Origin of the sequence: Mesorhizobium koreense (assembly GCF_031656215.1) — a bacterium.
Taxonomy (GTDB): Bacteria; Pseudomonadota; Alphaproteobacteria; order Rhizobiales; family Rhizobiaceae; genus Mesorhizobium_L; species Mesorhizobium_L koreense.
Genome location: NZ_CP134228.1, coordinates 1,231,613 through 1,252,600, shown reverse-complemented (window position 1 = coordinate 1,252,600; position 20,988 = coordinate 1,231,613). Strand labels below are relative to the sequence as shown.

25 protein-coding genes are annotated in these 20,988 nt (G+C 60.8%); 19 read left to right on the top strand and 6 right to left on the bottom strand.

Going from position 1 to position 20,988, the window contains the following annotated elements:
- The first annotated feature begins 108 nt into the window (after nucleotides 1–108).
- From RBH77_RS06105 to RBH77_RS06090, 4 genes are all read left to right on the top strand, one after another.
- Nucleotides 109–1,041 carry a hypothetical protein gene (locus tag RBH77_RS06105; protein WP_311031235.1) on the top strand — a complete coding sequence of 311 codons (933 nt, stop codon included), beginning with the start codon at nucleotides 109–111 and terminating at the stop codon, nucleotides 1,039–1,041.
- Between the two features lie 134 nt (nucleotides 1,042–1,175).
- Complete coding sequence (locus RBH77_RS06100; protein ID WP_311031234.1) at nucleotides 1,176–1,904, top strand: hypothetical protein; 729 nt, start codon at nucleotides 1,176–1,178, stop codon at nucleotides 1,902–1,904.
- A gap of 156 nt (nucleotides 1,905–2,060) precedes the next feature.
- Nucleotides 2,061–3,893, top strand: a complete 1,833-nt coding sequence (locus RBH77_RS06095) for an AAA family ATPase (protein ID WP_311031233.1) — start codon at nucleotides 2,061–2,063, stop codon at nucleotides 3,891–3,893.
- A gap of 236 nt (nucleotides 3,894–4,129) precedes the next feature.
- Nucleotides 4,130–4,717: a hypothetical protein gene (locus tag RBH77_RS06090; RefSeq protein WP_311031232.1), complete on the top strand. Its 588-nt coding sequence runs from the start codon at nucleotides 4,130–4,132 to the stop codon at nucleotides 4,715–4,717.
- Nucleotides 4,718–5,080: 363 nt separating this feature from the next.
- On the opposite strand, the gene RBH77_RS06085 is transcribed toward RBH77_RS06090, so the two are convergent.
- Nucleotides 5,081–5,302 (bottom strand): hypothetical protein, encoded by a 222-nt coding sequence (locus tag RBH77_RS06085; protein ID WP_311031231.1) that lies wholly within the window; start codon nucleotides 5,300–5,302, stop codon nucleotides 5,081–5,083.
- 436 nt (nucleotides 5,303–5,738) lie between these two features.
- Between RBH77_RS06085 and RBH77_RS06080 the strand changes: the two genes are divergently transcribed.
- Nucleotides 5,739–6,104, top strand: coding sequence for a hypothetical protein (locus RBH77_RS06080; RefSeq protein WP_311031230.1), 366 nt, complete (start codon nucleotides 5,739–5,741; stop codon nucleotides 6,102–6,104).
- A 100-nt stretch (nucleotides 6,105–6,204) separates the two neighbouring features.
- Here the strand turns inward: RBH77_RS06080 and RBH77_RS06075 are convergent, their stop codons facing one another.
- A complete protein-coding gene (locus RBH77_RS06075; protein ID WP_311031229.1) occupies nucleotides 6,205–6,435 on the bottom strand; it encodes a hypothetical protein in 231 nt (76 codons plus the stop codon).
- 130 nt (nucleotides 6,436–6,565) lie between these two features.
- Complete coding sequence (locus tag RBH77_RS06070) at nucleotides 6,566–7,441, bottom strand: DUF1236 domain-containing protein (protein WP_311031228.1); 876 nt, start codon at nucleotides 7,439–7,441, stop codon at nucleotides 6,566–6,568.
- A 369-nt stretch (nucleotides 7,442–7,810) separates the two neighbouring features.
- Here RBH77_RS06070 and RBH77_RS06065 point away from each other — a divergent pair, with 369 nt between their 5' ends.
- The 3 genes from RBH77_RS06065 to RBH77_RS06055 all read left to right on the top strand — a co-directional run bounded on the left by RBH77_RS06065 (nucleotide 7,811) and on the right by RBH77_RS06055 (nucleotide 9,686).
- Nucleotides 7,811–8,026 carry a hypothetical protein gene (locus tag RBH77_RS06065; protein WP_311031227.1) on the top strand — a complete coding sequence of 72 codons (216 nt, stop codon included), beginning with the start codon at nucleotides 7,811–7,813 and terminating at the stop codon, nucleotides 8,024–8,026.
- 37 nt (nucleotides 8,027–8,063) lie between these two features.
- A complete protein-coding gene (locus RBH77_RS06060) occupies nucleotides 8,064–8,438 on the top strand; it encodes a hypothetical protein (protein WP_311031226.1) in 375 nt (124 codons plus the stop codon).
- Between the two features lie 804 nt (nucleotides 8,439–9,242).
- Nucleotides 9,243–9,686, top strand: coding sequence for a hypothetical protein (locus tag RBH77_RS06055; protein ID WP_311031225.1), 444 nt, complete (start codon nucleotides 9,243–9,245; stop codon nucleotides 9,684–9,686).
- Nucleotides 9,687–9,713: 27 nt separating this feature from the next.
- Here RBH77_RS06055 and RBH77_RS06050 read toward each other — a convergent pair whose 3' ends face one another.
- A complete protein-coding gene (locus tag RBH77_RS06050) occupies nucleotides 9,714–9,866 on the bottom strand; it encodes a hypothetical protein (RefSeq protein WP_311031224.1) in 153 nt (50 codons plus the stop codon).
- Nucleotides 9,867–10,070: 204 nt separating this feature from the next.
- Here RBH77_RS06050 and RBH77_RS06045 point away from each other — a divergent pair, with 204 nt between their 5' ends.
- Both RBH77_RS06045 and RBH77_RS06040 read left to right on the top strand, forming a co-directional pair.
- Nucleotides 10,071–10,403 (top strand): sunset domain-containing protein, encoded by a 333-nt coding sequence (locus RBH77_RS06045; RefSeq protein WP_311031223.1) that lies wholly within the window; start codon nucleotides 10,071–10,073, stop codon nucleotides 10,401–10,403.
- A 570-nt stretch (nucleotides 10,404–10,973) separates the two neighbouring features.
- A complete protein-coding gene (locus tag RBH77_RS06040; RefSeq protein ID WP_311031222.1) occupies nucleotides 10,974–11,288 on the top strand; it encodes a DUF2059 domain-containing protein in 315 nt (104 codons plus the stop codon).
- A gap of 308 nt (nucleotides 11,289–11,596) precedes the next feature.
- On the opposite strand, the gene RBH77_RS06035 is transcribed toward RBH77_RS06040, so the two are convergent.
- Nucleotides 11,597–11,755 (bottom strand): hypothetical protein, encoded by a 159-nt coding sequence (locus RBH77_RS06035; RefSeq protein WP_311031221.1) that lies wholly within the window; start codon nucleotides 11,753–11,755, stop codon nucleotides 11,597–11,599.
- A gap of 185 nt (nucleotides 11,756–11,940) precedes the next feature.
- Complete coding sequence (locus RBH77_RS06030; protein WP_311031220.1) at nucleotides 11,941–12,237, bottom strand: hypothetical protein; 297 nt, start codon at nucleotides 12,235–12,237, stop codon at nucleotides 11,941–11,943.
- A gap of 818 nt (nucleotides 12,238–13,055) precedes the next feature.
- On the opposite strand from RBH77_RS06030, the gene RBH77_RS06025 reads away from it, so the two are divergent.
- From RBH77_RS06025 to RBH77_RS05985, 9 genes are all read left to right on the top strand, one after another.
- Nucleotides 13,056–13,844, top strand: coding sequence for a hypothetical protein (locus tag RBH77_RS06025; protein WP_311031219.1), 789 nt, complete (start codon nucleotides 13,056–13,058; stop codon nucleotides 13,842–13,844).
- Nucleotides 13,845–14,390: 546 nt separating this feature from the next.
- Nucleotides 14,391–15,065 (top strand): 50S ribosomal protein L21, encoded by a 675-nt coding sequence (locus RBH77_RS06020; RefSeq protein WP_311031218.1) that lies wholly within the window; start codon nucleotides 14,391–14,393, stop codon nucleotides 15,063–15,065.
- Nucleotides 15,066–15,083: 18 nt separating this feature from the next.
- On the top strand, nucleotides 15,084–15,353 hold the full coding sequence (gene rpmA, locus RBH77_RS06015) for a 50S ribosomal protein L27 (RefSeq protein WP_311031217.1): 270 nt from the start codon (nucleotides 15,084–15,086) through the stop codon (nucleotides 15,351–15,353).
- A gap of 119 nt (nucleotides 15,354–15,472) precedes the next feature.
- Nucleotides 15,473–16,033, top strand: coding sequence for a GNAT family N-acetyltransferase (locus RBH77_RS06010; protein WP_311031216.1), 561 nt, complete (start codon nucleotides 15,473–15,475; stop codon nucleotides 16,031–16,033).
- 24 nt (nucleotides 16,034–16,057) lie between these two features.
- Nucleotides 16,058–16,648, top strand: a complete 591-nt coding sequence (locus RBH77_RS06005) for a GNAT family N-acetyltransferase (protein WP_311031215.1) — start codon at nucleotides 16,058–16,060, stop codon at nucleotides 16,646–16,648.
- 168 nt (nucleotides 16,649–16,816) lie between these two features.
- Entirely contained in the window at nucleotides 16,817–17,860 is a 1,044-nt protein-coding gene (gene obgE / locus RBH77_RS06000; RefSeq protein ID WP_311031214.1) for a GTPase ObgE, read from the top strand.
- Nucleotides 17,861–17,867: 7 nt separating this feature from the next.
- Entirely contained in the window at nucleotides 17,868–19,031 is a 1,164-nt protein-coding gene (proB, locus tag RBH77_RS05995; RefSeq protein ID WP_311031213.1) for a glutamate 5-kinase, read from the top strand.
- A 1-nt stretch (nucleotide 19,032) separates the two neighbouring features.
- Nucleotides 19,033–20,319 carry a glutamate-5-semialdehyde dehydrogenase gene (locus tag RBH77_RS05990; RefSeq protein WP_311031212.1) on the top strand — a complete coding sequence of 429 codons (1,287 nt, stop codon included), beginning with the start codon at nucleotides 19,033–19,035 and terminating at the stop codon, nucleotides 20,317–20,319.
- Between the two features lie 47 nt (nucleotides 20,320–20,366).
- Complete coding sequence (locus RBH77_RS05985) at nucleotides 20,367–20,951, top strand: nicotinate-nucleotide adenylyltransferase (protein ID WP_311032443.1); 585 nt, start codon at nucleotides 20,367–20,369, stop codon at nucleotides 20,949–20,951.
- The last annotated feature ends 37 nt before the right edge of the window (nucleotides 20,952–20,988 follow it).

The window sequence follows — 20,988 nt, the reverse complement described above, 5'->3', positions numbered from 1 at the left end:
CGCCTCACGCGCCCATGCGGCTCAGCCGACGACTCGGATCAACCAAATCGTCGCCCTAGTGGCCTACGCACCGGAACAGGTGCCGGCGAAGAGGGAGGATTCTCAGCAGTGACATTGCCCCGCCAATCTCCTCTTAACTGGAATATTCCAATCGTGGATGCGCAAGGCCGTCCAACTGTGGAATTCATGCGCAAATTTGACCATCAGACGCGCACCAACGACACCATCCCGAACCTCTCTACGGCCGCCAAGGTGTCGGCAGTACTCGACCTGATCAGCGACGGTGCCGGTGCCATGCTCCGCCGAGGTTCGGCAGTATGGGAGGCAGGCACAGCTGTTACCGGTACGTCGAAATTCCTGCGCGCTGACGGCACATGGGCGGAGCCGCCGCAACAGACGATTGACGAGTCCGAGATGGACCTGTCGGACGTGCTCACGAACAACGTCAGCACCAGCCGGCACGGTTTTGCGCCGAAACTACCGAACGACGCGACCAAATATCTCGATGGCACCGGGGCGTATAGTACGCCCGCAGGTGGAGGCGGCGGGGGTGGAGGACTTGGAGCGTGGCAGCAACCCTGTACATTCACTTACTCGGGCTCGGCCCACGCGACGAAGGGGCAAATTTACGCCCCACTCGTGAACATGCAGCTTTCATACCTTTGGGCGAACGCGAACCTTGTGTCGGGAGCCTCCTATAAACTCTCTGTATTCGAGACGGACGGCTCCACGCTTGGCACACTGCTCGCGGAAACCGCAACATTTGTGGCAGCTTCTAGCGGTGGGCAAGATATTGTTAAGGCTCTCCTTTCCACCGCCAGCCTCACGGCCGGGCAGAAATACTACCAGTGCCTGACGCGAACAGACAGCACTGCCACGGCCGCGCTCGGGGTGGCTACAGCCGGCCTAGTCGGAATAACGGTGCCGCTCTCGTCCTCTTACTCCTTTGCTTCGGTAGATTCGGCAGATCCAGCGGAAGCAGACTCCCTGACCGGTTTAGCGAGCGGTTTCTTTATAATCGGCGGGCTCTATGCCACGTAACTTCAACACCTTCTTACGCAGTGAGTACATGCTCAAAGGCTTCGACACTTCTATTCACCCCACCACGGAGCAGCTTAGAACGCTCCGTCACCGCCTGCCGGCACTCTAGAGCGCAGCGTACGGGAGATTGCCCGATGAACCTCCTTCCTTTCATTAAAACCCGCGAAGATCACGACTTCTGCACTTGGCTTTGGCGGGCGATACGCCGGGGCGCGTTTCCGCTCGCCTTTGCGCAGCTTTGGGCCGACTCCGGCGTCGAACAACGCGAGTTGATCAAGATAGGCGCTGGAATCGAAGAGCTGTTGCTGGGGCGGGGCGATAACTACTCCAAAGCCGATCGGCTGGGGCGGTTTGCGGTTCGTGTCGACCGGCTCATTGGCGCGCGCGCGTATGACGAAAAAACACCGCAGCGTCAGCTTGTCGGCATGTTGTTTCAGTGGGCTAACGATCGCCGCCGCTTTCCGCTCAACGATGCCCGAGGTGATTATCCTCTGGTGGTCGGGTACATTGCCGGAGCGGCGGAACTTGCCATCGCAACCTCCATGGCGCTCGGGGCGCCCTACGAAACCACGCTGGCGGAGCTGGAAAAAGATCCGGGTTGGCTCGCCGATATGGCCTTCCAGGCAATCGACGGTCATAGATTGCCCGTTTCCAGAACGGATGTGAAAGACACCATCCGCTTCGGCATGACGGCCCACGGTGGGCTAGGCGACTGGCTTCTATCTGAGAAAATCGAGAGTGCACAGGAAGGCTCCGCCGCGAAGCTCGCCCGGTTCCTGGGAGCGGCGGATTTGCGCGGCATGTGTGCTTCGGAAGTGTCGAGCCGCATTCGCGACCGCACATCCGAGCAACGCGCCGCCTAGAGCAAGCCGCCATGCGAGGGCGAAGTGACAGAAGATTCAACAGCCCCCACAGGCAGCGTTCTCTATGCCGACGCGAGTGAAGCCACCCCTACCTCTGGCGCCTTTTTCACGCCCGTCCCGCAGGGCTGGGCGCAGGCCGTCGCTGAGCCGGATTACATGCGGCTCGCCTCCGACTATCTTGAAGCACGCGGCGCCACCCTGGAGGCTTTCCTTGCTGCTGGCGGTGAGGTTGTTGCCGATGCCAGCCGCATAGACCGCTCGCATCGACGTGAGCCGGCGCTGGTATGGTGGTTTTACAAGCCCGGCACCGCCGACCACATGATTGCCGACCACGGGCACCCTTTCCATCGCGTCCGCTATCTCGGCGGCGATGCACCCGCCCTCCACGAAAGGCGATTCAACCAGCCCAGGGACAGCGGCGTCCATGTTTACTTCGTTCGGCACCCTGAAGCACCATGGCCGGAAATAGCGGCCGATCCGAGCTACGGCCTCATTATCAGCGAAGGCGAGACTCGCGCGCTCGCGGGCGCTGAGCATGGTCTTCAGGTGATTTCGCTGACGGGCGTGGATTGCTGGCACCGCAAAGGCGAGAGAGAGCTGCACCCTGACCTTGCCGGTATCGAGTGGCGCGGCCGGCTGGTTTACGTGGCGTTCGACTCCGACATAGCGACCAAGCCGCGTGTCGGGCAAGCATTCGACGGGCTGGCGGCGGCCCTGAAGCAGCACGGCGCCGATGTGTACCACATGCGCCTGCCGGCCGCCCCTGACGGCGCCAAGCAGGGCCTTGACGACTATCTCAAGCGCTGGGGCGTCGACGCCTTCCACGCCCTTCGCCAGTCGCCGGAAACGACGCCGGCCATGTCGGACGCCGATCTTTTCAGCCCGAACATCAGGGCGCATGAGGAATACAGCGTTGCCGAGTTGCTTGGCCGCCCGGTTGCTCCGGTCGAAGAGCTTGTGCCCGGCTGGATAGAGCGCGGCATTCCCAACTTCATCGCGGGCCCAGGCGGCGTCAATAAATCCCGTCTCGCGCTGCAATGGGGGCTGTGCCTCAACGCGGGCGCCAACGTGCCGGGCGCCCCGGCCGGTAGCCTGACGCCGCAGAAAGCACCGCTGCTTTACTGTTCGGCGGAGGACGACGCGAACGAGATTGCGCGGCGCACCCAGGCGATTTGCGGTGCACTGAAGCTTCAGAAGCCCACACAGGGGCAGTTCGTCATCTGCCGGGGCGTGGATACGGCGCTTGTGGTCATGAAGGAAAGCGGCGGTGTGGAAGCACGCCCGTTCTATTTCGAGCTGCTGGAGCGCCTCAACGCAATTCCGGGGCATAAGGTCGTGGTGCTCGACAGCGCCTATGACTTTGTTCGCTTCGCCGGCCACGCAAAGATCGATGAGGACAGCGTCAACTTCTTCATCAAAGTGGTGCTGCAAAGCGTGTGCGATCGGGGCAACTGCACCCTCGTCATTCCATGGCACCCGTCACAGGCCGGTAGTGAGCGCAAGAGCATGGATGGCTGGTCGGTCGCCTGGCAGAATGCACCACGGCGGCGGCTGGCGCTCAGCGCGGTCAAGGACGTTCCCGACACATACGAGCTAAGCGTAGTGAAGCGCAACCACGGCGCCCCCGTCGACCCGCTTAGGCTACGCTATCATGAAGGCGCTTTGATGCCCGTCGCGGCGCTGCCGGATGATGGAAAGCTGGAAGAAGCCCGACAGGCTGTGGTGAGGGAAGCCATAGCATGCGCGAAGGCGAACGTGCCGCTCAATCGAAGCAGGCGCCACTCCGACACGGTGTTCAAAAAGGTCGAGGAAGCGATAGGGCGCCGCCCATCGAAAAACGAAGTGAACGATTGGCTTGCAGACGCCGTTCGAAACGGCGAACTCAGTTGCCTGGATGGCGCAAAGGGCCGGAAAGCAGGCTATTATCCACCCAGCAGCGCACATGAGCTTGCACGCGAAGCCTACGGGGCGAGCGTTAAAAGGAGCTGAGTTGCTTGAACTGCCACGGCTCATTGCCGAGCCCACGGAGGCTACACCTTTCCGAGAGAGCCCCCGCCCTGACGCTCTTCCACATGTACACGTCATCGGCATCGCTTGTAGCGAAGCACCATCTTTGGTTTGCTGTTGTACGGCTAGATTACTTCAAAGACGGCACCATGCGCTCACCCATAACGTATTCGTCGGTCGCTAACCCTAGGTGGCTAAATCCAACGCAGATTCACTGTATGGTACGTTTCGACAACCTCCCCGGCGAAGAAGTTCCTTTTGTCGCTGACGCCAACGATATCGAACCTCACGGACGGGAAATATTTGAAAGGGCGAAAAATGGTGAATTCGGTCCTATCGGTGCTGTCTCCTACAGCGAGGTAGAATCTTGGCCACAAGTAAGTTTGGAGTCTTTGCCAAACTGGCCGGAAATCCAGGAGATATTGGCTAGGGCGAACGTCGAGAATGCGCTACCAACGGAAATCGGTACTGTGGTGTTATGGACGACTGTACTTGATCACATGCTCGCGCGAGCCCTTTTGGCAACCGGCGTAAGCGCGCCAGGTAAGTTTGCTCGCCGGATCGACGCAGCTTTCCGCCACAAGTTGATCGACAAAGATCAGAGGTGCGCACTTCACCTTATTCGCGAAATACGGAACACGTTCGCTCATGAGTCTCTAGCGACATTGGACTCACCGGTGATTGAGGCAAAACTTTCCGAAATTTATAACCTAACCTGCAACGATGGGTGGCGCGCGCCCGAGCCCAAAATGTACCTTTCGGCGGGCGCTGCAACTCTGGCAATGCACCTCTATTCAAAACTCTAGCGTCTTGCCCTTGGCAAACGCCTGCGCGAAACTCCATGGCGGGCGCAGTGGAGATGGGCATGTCGAGCTTCCAACTTTCGGTCGTCGGAGTTTTAGCCGCGGCGGTAGCTATTAGCGCGTGGATGTTTCGATATGAGAGGACTCCTGGTCCCGACAACAGCATCCTGAAATACGATCGGTGGACCGGAGGCACCCAAATCTGCGTGGTCGGGACGTGTGTTCGCGTACCCTAGCCGCTTCATGCCACCTCTCGCGCCGATGCTGCCAGAGGGGTAACGGGGTGCAATCGGTGGGGTTGCTTTGGCGAGCCGCACGGCAAGGAGACGCGCTGGTTATGCGGGGAGCATCGGCCCCGAGAATAGCTCAGCCGGCGGCGCGACGCATATCGCGCATCGCGATTGCCACCAGTTCGTTCCGATCCTTCTCACCGGCGCGGTAGTGCATGATGAGCGTGCTGACGACATCGTGCATCATCACGTCATCGATGTTGGCCATGCCGATCGCCGCCTCCTCGTAAACTCCCTGCAGAAAATCGAGATCGTCCGGCGTCAGGACGCCGTCCTGCGCTATCGAACGGAATGGCATGGAAGCCTCCAAAATGCGGAGCTTCGCGGTTATCGTTATGAACGCTCCGCGAGTGAACAGTACGCCGAATTGCGGTCCCCGTCGAATCTCGCCCCCTTGAGATGAAAAGCCCCGCCAATCGGAAAGGACAGGCGGGGCGTCGATCGCTTCGCTCAGAGCGGGCGGCGTTAGCTGCGCGAAACAAGCGATCCATATGAACAGCCGCTAAGGCCGTGCGTTCCGATCAGACCGGCAGCTTGGACCAATGCGCGTGGAGCATGGGACCAAGGTCCGGCATCCCTTCCCGATGACCTAGACTAATTTGGCCAAGCGGCCGAGGCTGAACCGCCGCAGCAAGGGCCCGGTCGCCTCTGTTCCCACACTACCCCAGGCGGCCGGGCCTACTCAAAATGCGCGTCTGTTTCTGCAGCATGCAAAAAGGCCCCGATGGGGAGCAATGACGAAGACGGCAACGACAGAAGTCCGGTTCGATAAGACGACCTGCGAGGTTATCGTCGAGGCCACGGACAATGCGGGGACAAAGGAGACGATTAGAGTAGGGTTAGATGCGGCGGAGGCGATCTTCGAAACATTTGCAGCGGAAGCGGGGAATGCTCCGAAGATCGAGGATCCCATAGGAGTTCATAGTGTGGCTGGCCTTACCGCGCAGCCGTTCGATGGCGAGCTTCATCTATATCTGCAACTGACTGACGGCACGGAAGGAATCTTCGTTCTTACCGCGCCAGGCAAAGACGTCCGACAAGTAGAGACCGTATCGAACGCCATACGCGATGCGATCCACCGTCTGGTTGCGATGCACTGAAGCGCACGGACCATGACCGTTTGACTAGAGCCAAAGATACCGCCAAAAAGCAGTCGAAGCTGAACGGTGTTTGAGGCGGTTTCATTCAGCAGGGCACTCTTTAAGCAAATCCACCTGCGTCCGCGATGGTTCCGGCTATCCTGCCCGCCTCCACAGCTGTGAAACTGATCCGATAGCGATAGTGAGACTTGACGTCTCTAATTCCGCTCGCGTCTATGGTCAGCGCAATCCCGCCATTGGGATCAACCTGCAGGTCATCTTTCTGCAGCGGCCTGTCGTAAATGGTGTCAGCGATGCCCGGCCGACGCGCGGGTCCAACTTCGATTAACATGATACCCTCCGTCCTCGTTGATTGACGAGCCACAAGGACACGTGCTTGTTCCGGCAGACCCTCACCAGCCGAAGCTGGTAAGGGCTTACGCCGCTCATCAGAAGCCAACGAGCGATTGAGATCGACCCGTTTACGCCAGAATGTAGACAATCTCGTATGAATTCGGATCGACGATAACGATGCGGCCATCGGCAAGGACGAAGTACTCGTAGTCCTCATAGGCCGGCACAATCTTCACGATCCTCGGCGGCAGCCGATGCAGATGCACGCTGTGCGGGATTGACGTACCCACATCCACGTCGAACGTCACGTGCTCGACCGGCTGGACATCCTCCGTCTTGATCACCTGACGGATTTCGGTCTTCTGCTCGGTGGTGACGTTCACTTCTACGCCGCCATTCTTCTGCACGGAACCGGTCTTCTCATTGCTGGTGCCCGTGCTTTCCACCTGGCCGCTCTTCGTGGTCTCGCCGTTCATCCCGCCACCAGACGTGGCGCTGCCGCTCTTGCCCGTTTCCGATCTCATTTGAGCGCGGGAGCCCTCGCCCTTCTTCGTCGAGCCGGACTCCTCCGTCTTCATCTGAGTTTTCTGATCCGATTTGGCGCCGGTATCCGTCTGGGCATTCTGGCCTTCGCCTTTCATCCGGGTACTGCTCTCGGCTTTGGTCCGATTACCGGTTCCACCCTTCATCTGGGTGCTGCCCTCGGCCTTCGTCTGGCCGCTCGTTTCGCCTTTCATCCGGGTGTTGCCCTCTGCCTTCGTCTGACTATCGGACTGACCCTTCACGCGGGTACCACCTTCGGCCTTCATGCCGCCGCTGGTCTGGCTCTCTGATTTCGTCTCTGAGCCAGTTGCACCCTTGGTTTGGTGCTGCGTCTCGATTTTGGAATTGCTATCGAGCTTCGTGTTGCCTTGGGCGCCCTGCGCCCAGACCACACCCGATGTGATGCCGAGACTAACCATCATGGCGAGGCTGCTTACGGCCATTTTGCGAGAGATGTTCATATTAATCTCCGTCTGCTGTCCCGCCGGCCCTGGTTAGGGGGCCAACATCGGAGTCTAGAAGCGGTTCCGTTGAGACGCGGGATTGGGACCAATGATCCCATGAGATCGGCCCTTGGTCCCATGCCGCAAACGCAAAAAAGCCCCGCCACCTTTCGGCAGCGGGGCGGAAATCGGATATTGATCGAGCCAATACGATGGCACAATGAGAGGTAGGGTCAACTCATCCGATGGAGGTAGGTCAGGGCGAAGACCGGCCTTGGCGGTCCATTTTAGCTTCCCGATGCCGGCTCCGGCCGGGCTCCTCGCCTGCAACGTTGCCCTCGCAAAAACGTTGTTCTCCCATGAGGATGACACGCGTGGGAGGACTCTATGCAGAGAGGATGGGAATTCCTGTTCGATGATAGGGTCTTTTACGTAGGGGCGCCCGACGCCGGCACGGCGGCCTATTTCATGCTCCAGCACCTGCGATGCTCAGCCGACGTTCCAGTCCGAGAGATGCCGCAGGATGCTGTTCGCTATCTCAAGCTGATGGACGGAATTGTGTTCGAGGTGCAGAGGTTCGTCATCAAGCCGCCTGTCAATTAACGCCTCCCGCGAGCACCGACCACGGCCGAAACGTGATATGGCTGGTCACCTAGGCATAGAAGCCGACGAGGGCTACGGCAGCGGCAAGTATCCAGCCGCCGGCTTTCCAGATAGCCCGGCCAGGCGTGCCGGTGCCGCCCACCTGATCCATGACATTTCCTTTCTGGATTTTGATCGACTTGGGCCGCCCCTGTGCTGTAAAAGGCGCGGTGTTTTAGGGGGCGGGACGGTGTTGACGTACGTTGAGGTGAAGCTGACGATCAGCGTGCCTGTAGATGCAGAATACTCACCCGCCGAGCACGCAGACGACATCGTCAAGAATGTCAGACGGCTGTTTCCGGCTGCAGACGTGACGGTTCAGGAGGTCGAAACCGGCCAGGTGCGCAAGCCGAAGCGATCCGCTTTCCGTTGATCGTTGGGCGTGCTTAGATCAGCGGCCGGGCTTTTAACTTTCCACCTGACCGCTCCCAACTCTCACAACCGGTCGGTCTGTGACGAGCTTCATAGAAGTGTCTTTCCCGGTGTGGCTAGATCGCATGTCGGTTCGCCTGAACGCTGACAAGGCCCGGCCGATGTTGAGCCCAACTCTGCGGCCGGGTCTTCTGCGCTCTTCCCGGATCGTGCTTAAATCAGGGGTCAGCACGCTGAACGCTGGCGGGGCCCGGTCGCTCGTTCTCACCCGAACATCCCAAGCGACCGGGCTTTTCCAATTCCATCGGCCGTGCTTAGATCCGCGCGTCAGTGTTGCATCGCTGGCAAGGCCCGGTCGCCGACCCCACCCACTCCCCCAAGGGCGGCCGGGCTTTTGCAGCAACCGACAACCGCCCTTAGATCATCGGCTCGGGTCAGTTGCAGACTGTGGGATTGCTCACGCCGCCCCAACTCTGCACGGTATCTTTGTCGCTTCATCCGGGGCAGAGATCGACGCTGAAGCAACATAGTTTGGCAAAGTATGTTGGTGTCTTGCAGGTTGTAAGTTGCTTCGTTGCTCAATTTCTTGGTGCCCAAAAACCGGGTAAAATCTCGGTAAAATTCACACCCAAAAACGGGTAAAATCCCGGTAAAATTCCGGTAAAATTTGGGGGTGGTGTGTCCCCCCATACCCCTACGGCCGTTCGGCCCTTGGAGGGGCCTTGGCCTATTGGCATGTGGGCCGAAATGTTATAGCGTAACAACCGTCGTCCCGACTATCTCAATCCGCCGCGCGAGACACGCCATGCCCTCTGACCTGACCATCGCCAACCTAACCCATCCGCAGGAAATTGCTTTCGTCGCGGCAGTGGTCGCCCTTGGCGGCCCACAACATGGCGCCACAGCGGCTTTGCAGGCTGGCTATAGCGATGACGAGCGAGAGGCTAGCGATGTGGCTGAGCGGCTGCTTTCGGCCCGCCGTATCAGGAGCGCTATCGCGGGCGAGACGCGGTCGCGTTTCGAAGCCGCTGCGCCAGCGGCCTTCACCACGCTGATGAACGTTTGCATAAATGGTCGATCGGAGTCGGCACGCATCACCGCCGCCCAGGAAATCCTCAATCGTGCGATCGGCCCGATTCCGAGCCGCTCCGTTGCCTTGATGGCTACTGCGACGGTCGAGGAGTTGATAGCGATGCTCGACAAGTCAACCGAAGAGAAAGTGCTTAATGGGGAGTATGAAGCTGGGTGAGCCAACAGTGCGGGTTGCCCTCGCCGGCTAAATTAGAAGTAGGACTATCTCAAACGTGAATGCGGCGAAGGACAGCATTGCCGTCCACGCGCCGAAGAATTCCGTATTGCTTCCATGACCGCCGCCCGCTGCGCACAGTACGCCGAGCCAGAAGGCGGCGACGGTTAGCAACATCATCATTCACCACTCTCCTGTTGCCGGCTCTACTTGGTGTTTTCTCGCTCCTTTGCCGCCGCATGTCATAGCAGCGGTGTTTTGCAGTGAGGTTGAGAAATCCCAGCGAATTTATCCGCCCCGATTAAGGACCGTTGAGAGGCAGGCTCGCGTGTGTTAGCGCCAGCCAGAAATTTCCTTTTAAATTGTCGGTTTTGCTGAAACTGCTGGTTGATCGCTGCCTGCTATTCTCAACGGATGAAGATCAGTAGCATTCCCTTGCCCGCCGCGATCCTTGTCGCCGCTGGTGTAGGCTACTATTCGACCGACCTGTTTGCGTTCAGCCGGCAGGCTGCGCATGTCTCCCAGCCGCGCCCGGCGAGTCAGGTGTCGCAATCGTGTGACATCAAGGGCAACATCTCGATCAACACCGGCGAGCACATCTACCATGTGCGGGGTCAGAAATATTACGCCGTGACCCGCATCTCTCCGCAGTATGGCGAGCGCTGGTTTTGCTCAGAGGCCGAAGCCCGCGCCGCTGGGTGGCGGAAAGCGAGAGAATGACTGCCGTTCGCCGATGCGCTCAGCATTGTCGCCGCGACGGCGCGCAAGCACCTACCCAAAAATGACGGTTGATCCTTCCATTCTGGCGGCTTCCATCAATCACTGGTGCGAAGCGCCTGGCTGCGAGCGTTGGGGTTTTTTGGCGAGCCCTACGGCAAAGAGACGCGATGGCATTGCGGCGAGCATCGCGATCGGGGCTGACGGAACGAACCCCCGCCTCTAAGGTAAGAAGGCGACCCGAAGGCCGCCTTCCCGTTTTGCCTGCGTGAGAATCAAGTCTGAGCATGACCAAGCTTTGGCGATGGTTCGCGCCTATCGATGGCCGAAAGCGTGCCCCCGGTTTTGATCATTACGCGAAGGCCAGCGCGAAAAGCCCCGCCACCTTTCGGCAGCGGGGCGAATGCAGACTTCAGGGCGATCAGGATCGCATGATCGGAGGTACGGTCTGCCCCTCCAATGGAGGTAGGTCAGGGCGGCCGTTAAGATCATTGCCGCTTTCAAGCCATCTCATATCATGGGCGCCGTGAGCGGAAATTGTTCCGCTTGGCATCAAAGATATGTGAGGGGCTCATGCACAAACTCTATATCGTGCCGCTCGCAGCGGCATGCCTGTCTTGGTCCGTCGCTGCTATGGCGGCAGAGCGCCCGGCCACCAAAGCCGAAATCGAGAAGGTCGCAGTCGGTCACACGGTGAGCGGCGCGATGAAATATCTTCCCGACGGGAGATACACCTTCAAGGGCGGAAGCCCTGGGCACTACAAGATTTCCAACGGGAAGATCTGCGTCACGTTCGATAAAGGTGGATCGCGCTGTGATCGCATCGTTACCGATGGCAAGAAAATGACTTTGGTCAACAGCGGCGGCAACCGTTTCCCGTTCAGGTGAACTTTCCGACAGCACGCTGCCGCCCACCTGATCCATGACATTTCCTTTCTGGATTTTGATCGACTTGAGCCGAGCACGCAGACGACATCGTCAAGAATGTCAGGCGGCAGCAGACGTAACCGTTCAGGAGGTCGAAACCGGTCAGGTGCGCAAGCCGAAGCGATCCGCTTCCCGTTGATCGTTGGGCGTGCTTAGATCAGCGGGTCAGTGTTGCATCACTGGCAAGGCCCGGTCCCCCAGGGCGACCGGGCTTTTGCAGCAACCGACAACCGCCCTTAGATCACCGGGCTCATGCAGGTGACGTACATTTACACCGCCGCCTTGTCTTCGTCCCTCTTGTCGAGCGCCGTTGCAAGCCGGCTTCCGATCCGCTCATTGACGGCGCGGAGAGGATCATTCGACAGGTGGGCGTAGCGCGCCGTGGTGGCAGCGTTGCCGTGCCCCAGCAATGCGCTGATCACAGGCAACGACGCGCCGCTGGAGGCAGCGGGCCGCCGCCCCACAAGCCCCTGCTCGCAGCAGCACGGCCGAAACGCGCTGGTGAAGCCCTGAGCGTGGCTGGCGGGCGTTGGCTCGTACGGCGGGAAATATGAAACCGGCCGAGCCTGTCACTGGCCCGGCCGGTTTCTTTAGCTGTGTGCGTTGCTACGGACTATCGAAAGAGGTTTCTGATATCCGGGGCAGAGCCGCGCCGCAGCGCGTCCATCAAACTCCACTCCTGTATATCGTCCAAATTCGGAATATCTTGCGCCCGCAGTTCCTCGCGCGAGAGCCGTGGGAACGGGCGGCCGAGAATTGCCGCTACCCGGCGCCGGCGTTCCTCCATTTCTTCGGGCCCCATCGGTCCTGGCTCCGGCGTCAGCAGCTCGCATACCAGCTCTTCCTTTAGCTGCGCCTCGATTTCCGGTGCTGGCTGGCGCTTGAACTCAATAACGTTTGCGGTTGTCATCTTTTACTCCCTTGCTTGCGTGCTTGCTCGCTTTGTTGCCAGCAATCATCAAATACAAATGTAAGGGCTATCTCTAGTCATTCAAGCAACAGCTGTGCACATATCGGAGGATAAGATCCGATCGGTTAATAATCTCCTTAGAAACTAAACATGTATTTAAGGTATGCTATTATATACTTTAAGATATGTTGTAAGCCCGCACCACAAACACCGCCAACTGCATTGTCGCCAGTCCTCGCCGAGACTTAAGATCGACAAGCAAAAGGTATAGCAGCATGGGGGCAATTTTCGGTGCGTGTGGTCCAGAATATGGTCCTGGCGCGAACGCGCTAGGCACTAACGCATGGATTTCACAATAGGTTTTCCGGTCCAATTACTGCACAAGGACTGCGGTGCCTGCTCTGAAGCGGCAGGGAAACGACGCAACCAAGTCCCTCCGGCCAGCTTGTCCCATAGCCACGCTGCCAAGTGGTGACGGCGCGCTACTATTTATTAGCCAACAATATTAGCAACCAAGCTGCTCCGTCACTTCGCTAGCCAGGAAAAGATATAGTTATCAATCGGTTAAGTTTCTAGATTGCCAGAATCGGAGGGGCGGGTACCGGGGGCATACCTTCGATAGAAATGCTGCGTTGCTTCGCTATAAGCCAGACTCGAACTAGAATCAGAATCGGCCGTTTACCGATCACGGCGCTCAGCGAATCTGAAAATTTCAAAAATCGAATTTCGAGTGCCGCACAGTTTCGATTTTTCTTGATGCTCGCAGTGCGTTCATGGTTTCCGGAGTAAGGCAGTGAAAACGGCGGGAGGGGAGCAAGATGAGGAAGACCGACCCTGCAAAAGAGATCGCCGCTTTTTGCGATGCTCTCGCAACTGGAGGTTCGACAAAGGGCGATGTCCACATCGCAAATGCTTTCAGCGTGCGACCGTGGTCAGCCGAGTTCCTGTTGATCCTCAATGCCTTCATGGACCGCACCGAGCTGGTAATCTCGACAATCGACAGGGTCGATGTTGACGACGACCACCGGAAGGAAATGAAGAGCCACGTCCGCGCGTTACAGGGTCTATGCTCGTTGAAGGTGCTAGGGGCAACCTGGAACAACAGTGATGGGGGGCTGCCCTTAGTCAAAGGTGCCAGCCGCGCGGCCGTGAGTTCGCTTTCCCCTTCGATACGGCTGTGGGTCTGGTACCCGCTCCTTGAGGAACAAGAGCGCCAAGGTGTGCTCGCCCAAGTCGAGATGATCATCGGGAAGCTAGAGGAGTTACAACTCGGCGACCGCGACTTCATTCGCCAAGCTTTGATTGATGGGCTGCGCCAATTTCATTTTCGCCTCGCACGGTTAAAGTGGCTCGGCTGGGGATACACGATCGCGGGCTTGCGCAGCGTCATCACAGCCTATCTCGCGCTAGAGCGGGACTTTCCAAACGCAAACGAAAACACATCGGCTGCGGCAGCGATGAAGTGGACACAGGGTCTTTTCGAGACAGTTTGGAAGTATACTGGCTACGCTGCCGACGCCAAGAGCAGATACGATGTCGCCGCGCTGGCCTTCAACGTGGCACACGTTGCTGGTCCCTTCATCGCAGGCTATCTGAGCGCAGGCTAGGACCACTTTCCGGACCAAAATGCCGCGCTACTACATGCCATGAAGTGAAACAGGCGCAAGCCGACCAACACCAAACCCTCCACGAACTTACTCTTATGCTCGCAAGTGTGACGGGCGGAATTGTTTATTCTGTATTTCGAGTGCGGTGCTTTCAACCGCTCAGCCACCTCTCCTGAGGGCGATTTCGACATCGCGGTGCGGCGCCTAGATAGCGACGGATGCCGCCAGACACAAGCCCTCCGATGGCCGCTGCGGATCAATTGCCCGCGACCGCTCCTGCCGCCGGAAAAGGTGAAGCGCCGGCGCAGCGCGAGACGGACAATATGCTGCCCCGACGCGGCCCGGCAGACCTTGTCTTCTTGCCGTTTGCCGGCCTTCTTTCTTGACACTCCCTTCCCCTTCGGTTAGGGACTGCCCGAGCTTGGCGTGGGTCGCTCCCGCGCCAGTTTGTTTTTGAACCCGTAACAGACTGACAAAAAGACGGCCGGGCCGCTCTCCCTCCGGGCAGGCAGTCCACAAGGCCGACCGAACAGCGAAAGGCAAATAATGTTCGCAGTCATCAAAACGGGCGGCAAGCAGTATCGCGTCGCCGCCGAGGATACGCTGGAGATCGACCGCGTCGCGGGCGAAGTCGGCCAGATCGTCGAGATCGGCCGCGTGCTCGCCCATGGCGAGGGTGACAAGGTCACGATCGGCTCGCCCTTCGTGGAAGACGCCACCGTCACCGCCGAAGTCGTCGAGCAGGGTCGCGGGCCGAAGGTCATCGCCTTCAAGAAGCGCCGCCGCCAGAACTCCCGCCGCACGCGCGGTCATCGCCAGCTTCTGACCACGGTCCGTATCTCCGAGATCCTGATCGGCGGCGCCAAGCCATCGAAGAAGGCCGAGGCCAAGCCTGCAGTCAAGGCGGAAGCCCCCGCCAAGAAGGCCGAACCTAGGGAAGAGGCGAAGGCCCCTGCGAAGAAGGCTGAGTCCGAGGCAGAAGCAAAGGCGGCGCCGCTTTTCAAGGCGCCGAGAGGCAAGGGCGACGACCTGACCGTCATCAAGGGCATCGGCCCGGTCGCCGCGAAGGATTTGAACGAGCAGGGCATCACCACTTTCGCCCAGATCGCGGCGCTCTCCGACGAGGATGTCACGAGGATCGACGCGGCGATGCCGTTCAGCACGGCGCAGATCGAGGATTGGCGTGAGCAGGCCAAGGCGCTCGCGGCCGAGAAGAAGTAAGGCAGAAGGAGAACAGCAATGGCACACAAGAAGGCTGGCGGTTCGTCGCGCAACGGTCGCGATTCGCACTCCAAGCGCCTCGGCGTGAAGAAGTTCGGCGGCGAGAAGGTCCTCGCCGGCAACATCATCGTGCGTCAACGCGGCACCAAGTGGCATCCCGGCACGAATGTCGGCATGGGCACGGACCATACGCTCTTCGCGCTCGAGCAAGGCGCAGTCGCGTTCCGAAAGAAAGCCAATGGCCGTACCTACGTGTCGGTAAACCCGATTACGGAAGCAGCGGAGTAGCCGGTTCCGCACCAAGAACACCGGCGCCCCATCTCGGGAACCGGTGTTCTGGACAGGCCAGAAAAAGGATCAGGGGAGATGGGTCGCCATCTCCCCTTTTTCTTTGCCTGGAGGGAACCATGCAAATTCTGGTCACACCCCGCCTGACCCTGAGGCCGCCGGCGATGCCGGATGCCGAAGACATCGCGGCTTGGCTGGCGGAATGGGATGTGGCGCGTATGCTCGCGCCGGTCCCCTATCCCTATCGGCTCGAGGACGCCGAAAGGTGGATCGACGATGTACGCAGCCGGTCGACGGACCTCGTCTTCACGATCCATCGCGAGAGGCTGATCGGCGTCGTCTCCATCGAAAATCCTGAGGGCGACGTTACCGACGGGACGCCGCGGCTTGGATACTGGCTCGGCTCGCACTGGCATGGACACGGCTTCATGACCGAGGCGGCCGGCTGCCTGCTGGAGCACGCTTTCGACCAGTACGGCCTGTCCGCCGTCCGTTCATCCGTCTTCCTCGACAATCCCGCTTCGTTCGCGGTCCAGCGCAAGCTCGGCTTCGTGGGAACCGGCGACGGCGCAATCTGGTCGCGTTCGCGCCAGGCGATGGTCGCCAAGCGAGACACGTTCTTGACGATAGAGGCTTTTGCAGTAGCCCGGGCATCCTCGCCCCGCAGAGATGCTGCCTGAACAAGTACCATGGGAGAAATGGAAATGGTTGCCGAGAAGGAAGAGAGCGAAGACGAAAGTCTGAGGATCGACTGCCCCGTGCTAGTCACGGAGCGGCTGGTGCTGCGTCCGCCGCACGATGACGATATTCCCGACCTCGCTGCGCTCGCCGCCAACCGCCGCATCGCCGAGATGCTGGCGCGCATGCCGCATCCCTACGGCATCAGGGAGGCGCGTGCCTTTATCGAGATGACACGCAAACAGCGTGCCGCCGGCTGCGTTTATGCCGTGACCGTTGCCGAAACCGGCGCCTTCATCGGCTCCGCCGGGCTGAACGACACTGAGCGCGGGCTTGAACTCGGCTACTGGATCGGCGAGCCCCATTGGGGGAGTGGCTACGCCACGGAAGCGGCGCACGCGCTGGTCGACCTCGCCTTCCGCGCAACCGATATCCAGGTGCTGCATGTCGCCTGCCGCGTCATCAACGACGCCTCGCGCCGGGTCATCCACAAATGCGGCTTCCAGTATGCCGGTCAGGGCATGATGGATTCCATTGCCGCCGGCCGCACGCCGGTGGAGCGATACACGCTCGACCGCAAGACCTGGATCGGCCTCAGGACATGGCCGAGGGACTGACGCCCCTTCTTCTCCCCCATGAATGCGGGGGAGAGGTGGCCGGCCCCCGGGTCCGGCCTTTGACCGGCCCGGGGGCAGGCTCCGCCGGGACGGAGAGAGGGAGGAAACGGGCATTCAAATTCTCCTGGCCATGCGCTAGGAGAACACCTTGAAACTGGCGGTCACCGCATGAAATTTCTTGATCAGGCAAAAGTCTACATCCGCTCCGGCGACGGTGGCGCCGGCTCGGTGTCGTTCCGACGCGAGAAGTTTATCGAGTTCGGCGGGCCGGACGGCGGCGACGGCGGGCGCGGTGGCGACGTCTGGGTCGAGGCGGTCGACGGGCTGAACACGCTCATCGACTACCGCTACCAGCAGCATTTCAAGGCGAAGACCGGCACCCACGGCATGGGCCGTAACCGTACCGGAGCCAAGGGCGCGGACGTCGCGCTCAAGGTCCCGGCCGGTACGCAGATCTTTGAGGAGGACAACGAGACGCAGATCGTCGATCTCACGGCGGTCGGGCAGCGTTACCGGCTCGCGGCCGGCGGCAATGGCGGCTTCGGCAACCAGCATTTCAAGACCTCTACAAACCAGGCTCCCCGCCGCGCCAATCCCGGCCTGCCGGGCGAGGAGCGCACGATCTGGCTGCGATTGAAGCTGATCGCCGATGCCGGGCTGGTCGGCCTGCCGAATGCGGGCAAGTCCACTTTCCTCGCGGCCGTGACGGCCGCGAAGCCGAAGATCGCGGACTACCCGTTCACCACGCTCCATCCCAATCTCGGCGTCGCCCGCGTCGACGCGCGCGAATTCGTGCTGGCCGATATTCCTGGCCTCATCGAAGGCGCGCATGAAGGCGTCGGCATCGGCGACCGCTTCCTCGGCCATGTCGAGCGCACGCGCGTGCTCCTGCATCTCGTCTCCGCTCGGGAGGACGATCCGGCCGCAGCCTATCGCACCGTCCGCGGCGAACTGGAGGCTTATGCGCACGGCCTCGCCGGCAAGCCGGAGATCGTGGCGCTGTCGCAGGCCGACACGGTCGACGCGTCGGAGCGGAAGGAAAAGGCCGCAGCGCTGAAGAAGGCGGTCGGCCGCGCACCGCTCGTTCTGTCGGCCGCGACGCATGAGGGCTTGGAGCAGGCATTGCGTGACTTGATGAATGTTATCGCGGAAGCGCGGGAGCCGATGGCCGACGCTCGGACGAGCGAAACACGTTGGCAACCTAACGAATAGTCCGGCAATGCTTTCGAACAGTCACACCCCCCTCTCCTCCTACCGCCGCATCACGGTCAAGATCGGCTCGGCGCTATTGGTCGACCGCGAGAGCGGGCTGAAGCGGCAATGGCTTGCCTCGCTGGTGGACGATATCGCCGCGCTTGCCGAAGGCGGTGTCGATATGCTCGTCGTCAGTTCGGGCGCTATCGCGCTCGGCCGCGCCATGCTCCACATCGGCCGACGCCGGCTGAAGCTCGAGGAAAGCCAGGCCTGCGCGGCGATGGGCCAGATCGCACTAGCCGGCGCGTGGTCGGAAGAACTGGCGAAGCACGGCATGCGCTCCGGCCAGGTGCTCGTCACGCTCGGCGATACCGAGGAACGCCGCCGCTATCTCAACGCTCGCGCCACGATCTCCACACTCCTCAAGATGAAGGCCGTTCCGGTCATCAATGAGAACGACACGGTCGCGACCAGCGAGATCCGCTACGGCGACAATGACCGGCTTGCGGCGCGCGTCGCCACCATGATGGGCGGCGATCTCCTGATCCTGCTCTCCGACATAGACGGGCTCTATACCGCACCGCCGGCGATCGACCCGACCGCCCGCCACATCCCCTTCGTCGAACGCATCACGCCGGCAATCGAGGCGATGGCCGGCGTGGCGGCCTCTGAACTCTCGCGCGGCGGCATGCGTACCAAGCTCGACGCCGGCAAGATCGCCACAGCCGCAGGCACCGCGATGATCGTCACGTCCGGCGACCGGCTGCATCCGCTCTCGGCCATCGAAGCGGGCGAACGCGCCACCTTCTTCCAACCGAGCGATACGCCGGTGAAGGGCTACAAGAGCTGGATCGCCGGCCAGCTCGAACCGGCCGGCCGGCTACGTGTGGATGCCGGCGCGGTCGCCGCGTTGTTGTCGGGCAAATCATTACTCGCTGCCGGCGTGCGCGCCGTGGAAGGCCATTTCTCCCGCGGCGAGACGGTCGCGATCATCGGCGAAAGCGGCCGCGAGGTAGCGCGCGGCCTCGTTGCCTATGACGCACAGGATGCCGTAAAGATCATGGGACTGAAAAGCGCCGAGATCGCCGAAGCGCTCGGATACGAGACGCGGGGCGCGATGGTGCATCGCGACGACCTCGTGGTTTCCGCCGGAGCGAAACTGGCGCGAAAGGAAAAAGCGGAGGGCTGACATGCTCCAGACGCTGGAAAAGAATGGCGAGAATGTCGCCGCCATCATGCGCCGGCTCGGCGAAAATGCCCGTGTCGCCGCGCATCCGCTGGCGATTGCCTCAAGTGCGGCCAAGAACACAGCGCTCGAAGCCATGGCCGAAGCTATCGTGCAGCAAGAGAGGGAGATTCTGACTGCCAATGCTATCGACATGGAGAACGGCCGCAAGGCAGGCCTGGCCGCTTCCTTTCTCGACCGGTTGAAACTCACCCCAGACCGCATCCGCGCCATGGCCGACGGCATCCGCGCCATCGCGGCGCTAAACGATCCCGTTGGCGACGTGATCGCCGAGTGGGATCGCCCGAACGGCCTCCATATCGAACGCGTGCGCACACCGCTCGGCGTCATCGGCGTCATCTATGAAAGCCGGCCGAACGTGACGGCCGATGCCGGTGCGCTCTGCGTAAAGGCGGGCAACGCGGTGATCCTGCGCGGCGGTTCGGATTCGGTGAATTCGTCCACCGCGATCCATGCCTGCCTGGCCGAGGGCCTCGCCAAGGCCGGCCTGCCGGAAGAGGCTATCCAGCTCGTGCCGACCACCGACCGCGCCGCCGTCGGCGAGATGCTGAAGGGGCTGGGGGGCTCGATCGACGTTATCATTCCGCGCGGCGGCAGGAGCCTCGTCGAGCGCGTTCAGAATGAGGCGCGCGTGCCGGTTTTCGCGCATCTGGAAGGTATCTGCCATCTCTATGTCGATCGGTCCGCGAAGCTCGGCATGGCCGTCAAGATAGCCGTCAACGCGAAGATGCGCCGTACCGGCATCTGCGGCGCGGCCGAGACGCTGCTGGTGGATCGTTTGAGAGCTTCGACGCATCTCGTTCCCATCCTTGACGCGCTCGTCGAAGCCGGCTGCGAGATACGGGCGGATAGCGAGACGCGCGCGCTTTATCCGGCCGCAAAACCGGCGACGGATGCCGACTGGGTGACGGAATATCTGGATTCGATCATCTCGGTGAAACTGGTGGACGGGGTCGGCGACGCCATCGATCATGTCGAGCGCTTCTCCTCGCATCACACCGAGGCGATCGTCGCCGAGGATGCGGCGGCGGTGGAGCGCTTCTTCAACGAGATCGATTCCGCCATTCTGCTCCACAACGCATCGACCCAATTCGCCGACGGCGGCGAATTCGGCATGGGCGCGGAGATCGGCATCGCCACCGGCAAGATGCATGCGCGCGGCCCGGTCGGCGTCGAACAACTCACCTCGTTCAAGTACCGCGTGCGCGGTTCGGGCCAGATTCGGCCTTGAACCCCAGGCCTGCGCAATATACCGAGGTTGCGGAGCACTATCTTCGCATGCCGCATGCCGGACCCGGCATGGCGGTCGGGCTGTTCGGCGGTTCGTTCAACCCACCGCATGCCGGCCATGCGCTGGTGGTCGAGATCGCGCTCAGGCGCCTCGGGCTCGACCGGCTCTGGTGGATGGTCACGCCGGGCAATCCGCTCAAGAACGCAAACGATCTGCGTCCGCTCGCCGAGCGCATCCGGCTTTCGGAGACGTTGGCAGACGATCCCCGCATCGTCGTCACCGCCTTCGAGGCAAGCCACCATATCCGCTATACGGCCGACACGCTGGCGCTGGTAAAGGAGCGCAATCCGGGCGTCGATTTCGTCTGGATCATGGGCGCGGACAGCCTGCGCGATTTCCATCGCTGGGAGCGCTGGCGACAGATCGCGTTGACCTTCCCGATCGCGGTCATGGACCGGCCCGGATCGACCCTCTCCTTCCTTTCCTCGGTCATGGCCAAGACGTTCGACTATGCCCGCATCGACGAGAAGGACGCACCGCTGCTCGCGCGCATGAAACCACCTGCATGGACCTTCATCCACGGCCCCCGCTCCTCGCTTTCCTCCACGGCGCTGAGGGCGAACGGCGACTGACCGCCCGTCTTGAGCCACCCCATTTTTGAGCCACAAT